Consider the following 2,441-nt stretch of genomic DNA (forward strand, 5'->3'; position numbering starts at 1 on the left):
GGGCGCCCCGCGGGCGTGCGGTGGCTTCGTTTGGGTGTGGGTTGCCGTGCTCGGGCCCCGCCTATTATTTTTGATGCGTGTGGCGCGCTGGGCGCGCCACTACAGGTGGAGCTCGGTGGAGTATGGCTCGGCTCTGGCAATTGTCTTGGTTTGGTGGGAGCGGGTTAAGTCGCGAAGCGCGGGCATTCCACCTGTAGCCGGCCACAACGTAAGACCGGGCCGTCAGCTTCCGCCGTGGCGGGTGGCGTACTAACATCGCCCGGCAGGCCAGCGAGGACGCAGGCCCGAGCATCCAACCGGGGGCGACATGGAACGGGTCTTGAAAGTGTTGGGGATACTGGCTGTGGCTGCCGGTCTGGCCGGCTGTGGCAATCTTGGAAAGTCCAACGAAGCGCGTATCAACGACGCGATACCACCAGGCAGTGCGGTGCTTGCCAACAAACAGCGGCTCGAAGCGCAATTGAAGGCATTGGGGCAGGACGTTTCCGGTTTTGAGCGGGCGTATCAGGATCGGTTGCAGCAACGTGCAAGCGAGTGTGGCAAGGACTACAAGGTCTCGCTGTTCGCCAGCAGCGACAGCGTGCGCGACGATCTGGCTGGCAGTACCTGCTTCGTTGATAGCGATGCCGCTTTGGATGAGTGGCTGGTGCTGCAGCGCATGGCTGTCCTGCTGACGGCGCCGCCATTGCGGGCAGTTTCCAGCCCGCCAGCCAGTTTCATCAGCAGTGATGTCAGCGTCCGGCAAGCGACCTTCGCGGCCAAGGCCGGCGTGATGATTCTGGAGGCGGATGGCAAGTATCGGCTGGTCGACATGCAGACCAGCAAGGTGCTGTCGGAAGCCGACGGGCGCTTGGGCGGCGGTGCGCTGTCGGCGAATGGTCGTTTGGTCGCGGTTGCTACGGATGACGGTGGCACCGAGGTCAGGGAGACTGAGTCGGGTGAGGTGCTCGCGCGCTACGCAGTGCAACCACGACGCTTTCAGTGGGTTGAGGGCGTGGGCGCAATCTTCAGCGAGCGCAGCAAGCGGAATGCGCAACGGAGCTCGGCGGTTGTGCTGCTGGATGCCGTCGAGGGAAAGCATCTGCCTGTTCCACTTGATGCTGTAGCGGTGGACAAGGTAGTGCCGGTACCAGGAAAGCCGAATCACTATTTTGTGTTCTCACCCCGCCGTTTGGCTGAGATCGCTTTGCGGAAGGGCAGCAATGGCTGGGAAGTGCAGTTGCTGTCCGAGCAACCGCTGGATTTCAACGCAGCAAACGGCGACTTGGTGGAGGCGATTGATGGCAGTTACGTTGCGCTGGCACAGGGCGAATTAAAGCAGTTTGTGCTTGCCGACCGGCAGGTGCAGACCTTGCCGTTGCAGCCGCTGCAGGTTCGTTCGGCGTGGGCAACGCCGCGCAGCGATGAGTTGCTTCTGCGTGCCTATCTTGGCAATGGCATGGGGGAACGTCGCGACTACCTGTATTCGCTCAGCAAGCAGACGTTGGCACAGGTTGATGCGACGAAGCTGTTGTCGAGGCAGTTCATCTTCATTCCGTCATTGCAGCGCAATGGCGTTCTTGACCAGACCAAGATCTAGGTACTGCAGGAACTGCCGCTGCTGCCAGCGCAGAGTGTCAGCAGCGTCATCACCCAGTTCGAAGCAGAAGGCCGCGCCGCGCTCGCCACGCGTGCGCAGGAGTTTGCGGAAATGGAGAGCAGCCTGCGCGAGGCGGAAAAGGTAGCGGCGGCGTCGCCGGAACATCTGGCGCTGGTGCAGCGCGCACGCGCAGCGCTGGCCGCGCGAAACGTTGGCACCTCTCCGCCCGTGCCGCCGGCGCAGCAACGTTCCAACACCCCCGTGCTGGCTGCGCTTGCCCGCAACGCACGGATCGAGGCGGTGGGTGTATACGAGGCCGAAAACGGGGTTCACGGCGTTGGCATTCAACGTCATGCCGGGTCCATCCAGGTTCGCGTGCGTCGTTCCAGTGTGCCTACCATTCTTGTGCTCAGCGCCTATGAGCCGGTTAACTGGGTGCTGACTGTGGAGCCAGGTGCCAACCTGCATGCGGTGCTGGTGGGGGGCTACCACCCGGGGCAGGTGTTTGGCGCCGGCAACGCGCGAATCGTGCAGTTGGGGAGGGCCTATGCCTACAAACGCGGTGGCAGTGAGTACAGCGCGTTGGATGCGGAAGTGCAGCGTTGGACAGGTAAGCCAATTGGGGCCTTCCAGGGGCGCTATGACGGCGCCAGCTTCGTCACTGGGTTGTAGCGATGAGCAATACGACCTGCAGCTGGTTGGCATTGTGCCGGCTGGGCGTGAAATCGCTGCGTAGGCAAAACGGAGCGGACCGTAGTGCCGGGGGCCCCGCCGGCCCGGGGGGGGGGCGGGGCGGGCCCCCCCCGCCCCGGGGGGGCAGGGCCGTCGGGCGGGCGCGCCCCCGCCCCCCCCGCAGGTGGGG

3 protein-coding genes are annotated in these 2,441 nt (G+C 63.9%); 2 read left to right on the top strand and 1 reads right to left on the bottom strand.

Annotation, left to right across the window (positions count from 1 at the left end; translation table 11 throughout):
• Window positions 1-307 precede the first annotated feature (307 nt).
• Window positions 308-1,579: a WD40 repeat domain-containing protein gene (locus ACVOLL_RS20520; RefSeq protein WP_481514560.1), complete on the top strand. Its 1,272-nt coding sequence runs from the start codon at window positions 308-310 to the stop codon at window positions 1,577-1,579.
• On the opposite strand, the gene ACVOLL_RS20525 is transcribed toward ACVOLL_RS20520, so the two are convergent.
• A complete protein-coding gene (locus ACVOLL_RS20525; RefSeq protein WP_481514561.1) occupies window positions 1,538-1,933 on the bottom strand; it encodes a hypothetical protein in 396 nt (131 codons plus the stop codon). The genes ACVOLL_RS20520 and ACVOLL_RS20525 overlap by 42 nt on opposite strands.
• Window positions 1,934-1,954: 21 nt before the next feature.
• Here ACVOLL_RS20525 and ACVOLL_RS20530 point away from each other — a divergent pair, with 21 nt between their 5' ends.
• The gene (locus ACVOLL_RS20530) at window positions 1,955-2,251 is read left to right on the top strand and encodes a hypothetical protein (RefSeq protein ID WP_481514562.1); all 297 of its coding nucleotides are present in this window, start codon (window positions 1,955-1,957) and stop codon (window positions 2,249-2,251) included.
• Window positions 2,252-2,441 lie beyond the last annotated feature (190 nt).

This window comes from Stenotrophomonas sp. STEN035 (assembly GCF_056759935.1).